This window comes from Thauera sp. ZXT1-4, assembly GCF_052598215.2.
The window spans coordinates 1-2,157 of record NZ_JBQWSN020000083.1 but is presented as its reverse complement, the minus strand read 5'-3'; the positions used below and the strand labels follow the sequence as shown (position 1 = coordinate 2,157).

Here is a 2,157-nt window from a genome sequence, read left to right as displayed (position 1 = left end):
ATCCAACCGGCCAAGATAGTTGTCGTCGACCGGTCAGGCTAATTGTCGCCGGCCAGTGCGCGCGATCTTGGTCTGCGTGCCCATCGCGTCGATGGTGACGACGCAGCCCGCGATGTCGAACACCTTGAGCAACTCGGGAATCGCTGTGATCTCGTTGCTCTTCTTCGCCGTGGCCGTCTGCCCCAGCACCACGCCCACGTTGGCCGCAAACGCACTGACCATATGCAGCGGCGCAGCGGCCGCCTTGCTCGTGGTGCATCGGCTCGCCTTGCCATCGATTGCGATCACCTGATCCTGGGCCAACGCCGGAATGATGCCGCCCACCCAGGTGCGAAAGACCTGCTCGAACTGCTTCGGATCGAGCAGCGCGAACACCCGCTTGAAGGGATCGGGGGAGGCCACGCCGTAGTCGAGCCGCAGAAAACCCCGCAGCCACGGCAGTTTGGCCTGTCCCCACTGCGAGATCTCCTCGAAGTCGTCCGTACCGCTGAGCACCGCGCACACCGCCACGGTGAGCAGTTCGCTCAACCTGTGCCGCGTCTGTTGCGCGTTGCGCCAGTCCTCGAGCCCCTCGAAAATCTCCACCAGGTCGGCCAGCTTCCCTATGTCCATCGGTCGCCCAAAAAGATAGGAAGCTAAACAAAACAAGGGCTTGTGAACAGGGGTGTCGCAAGTGCTTGATCGTGAACATCATTCTGTCGTGGTCAACGACAAGCGGGTAGCTGCGGGAGCCCTGGCTCGCCTCCGGGGATTGCACCCGGACTGCATGAGGCTGTTTGGGGGAAAGCCCTGGCGCCCCTGGACGCGGTCGTCCGAGTCAGCGTCAGGGTCCTTTCCTTTTCGTGAGATCGAAGGGGGCGTTGCCTGGTGGTCACGAGTTCGATTGTCAGGAGTGGGATCGAACTCGGAACATCCTGGGGTCGGAACGCGGGCTACGTCGTCAACCAAGGGTGCCAGGCTGCTTCCTAACTAGATTGCGTTTGTCGTTTGTACTAACATTGCGTCAGTTGAACTAACAAACGAGGTGCCACTATGGTTTCCATTGCATCTTCTCCTGCTGTCCGTTCCGCCCGCTTGGGGCTGCGCGCCACGCCTGAACAGGAAGTCGTGCTGCGCCGTGCTGCCGAAGTGGCGCGTAAATCCCTGACCGATTTCATTCTTGACAGTGCTTGCCTGGCCGCCGAACAGACGCTGCTCGATCAACGATTGTTCATGGTCTCAGGCAGCCAGTACCAGGCCCTGTTGGATCTGCTGGATCGCCCTGAGCAGCCTAATGCAGGCTTGGCCGATCTGTTCAGCCGAAAAGCACCGTGGGATGCCCAGTGAACTTGTCTCGACCAGAACCTCTGGGGAGTCAGCATGAACTCGATAGTTTCGACTGCGGCAAGCCAGCCCTGAACGACTGGTTGCTGCGCCACGCCCGGCAAGCCCAAGGCAGCGGTTCTGCCAAGACCTTTGTGGTGGCGGACGATGGTCGGGTTGCTGGTTACTTCAGTTTGACCGTCGGCCAGATCGACACCCTGGAAGCACCGGAGCGCATCCGGAAAGGGATGGGGCAATATCCGGTGCCGGTGGTGATCCTGGCAAGGCTGGCCGTATCCCAGCAGGATCAGGAGCGCGGCATCGGCTTCGGCCTGTTGCAGGATGCCATCCGGCGCACGTTGCTGATTGCCGATCAGGCTGGCATCCGGGCCATGCTGACACACCCCATTGACGAGGATGCCGCGAAGTTCTACACCCGGTTTGGGTTCGTCGCCTCGCCACTGCGGGAGCGGCAATTGCTGCTGCTACTCAAGGATGCTAGGAAGGTCGTGATGGCCTGAGTTCAATTCTAGGCGCGGGATCGAACTCATGGCACCCTGGGGTCGGAACGCGGGCTGCCGAGGAAAGCTCGCATACGGGTGAGCACAGCCTGCTGCTCGGGGTTGAGCTTCACTTCTTCGGGTTGGGTAGGTGGCATGGTCTCTTGAGCGACCGGCTGGCGGGGAGGGGCGGGCTTGACCGTGCTGTTCGCTTCAAAAGCCCTCACCGCGGTGAGCGGGTAACGAATGAAGTTGCCGAGTCTGATGTACTCCGGGCCTTTTCGTAGTGTCCGCCAACGCTGGCTCTGTGCCGTTTCCAGTGGAAATTGACTTCTCAACAAACATGATGATCGGT

At 60.7% G+C, this 2,157-nt stretch carries 3 protein-coding genes and 1 pseudogene; 2 read left to right on the top strand and 2 right to left on the bottom strand.

Annotation, left to right across the window (positions count from 1 at the left end; genetic code table 11):
• Positions 1-42: 42 nt before the first annotated feature.
• Positions 43-612 (bottom strand): annotated as a pseudogene (locus ACUH78_RS19060) (ISAs1 family transposase); the annotation flags it as partial.
• 420 nt (positions 613-1,032) lie between these two features.
• Between ACUH78_RS19060 and ACUH78_RS19055 the strand changes: the two are divergent.
• Together ACUH78_RS19055 and ACUH78_RS19050 are read left to right on the top strand one after the other, a co-directional pair.
• Positions 1,033-1,326 (top strand): type II toxin-antitoxin system TacA family antitoxin, encoded by a 294-nt coding sequence (locus tag ACUH78_RS19055; protein WP_418365087.1) that lies wholly within the window; start codon positions 1,033-1,035, stop codon positions 1,324-1,326.
• A complete protein-coding gene (locus ACUH78_RS19050; RefSeq protein ID WP_445334428.1) occupies positions 1,323-1,823 on the top strand; it encodes a GNAT family N-acetyltransferase in 501 nt (166 codons plus the stop codon). The genes ACUH78_RS19055 and ACUH78_RS19050 overlap by 4 nt, the downstream gene beginning before the upstream one ends.
• 26 nt (positions 1,824-1,849) lie before the next feature.
• Here the strand turns inward: ACUH78_RS19050 and ACUH78_RS19045 are convergent.
• Positions 1,850-2,157, bottom strand: a 308-nt coding sequence (locus ACUH78_RS19045) for a hypothetical protein (RefSeq protein WP_445334429.1), incomplete at its 5' end; no start/stop codon positions are given.

Bases quoted from the DNA above. Each gene is read 5' to 3' on its own strand.
- ACUH78_RS19055 (WP_418365087.1), top strand. From the start codon at position 1,033: ATGGTTTCCATTGCATCTTCTCCTGCTGTCCGTTCCGCCCGCTTGGGG.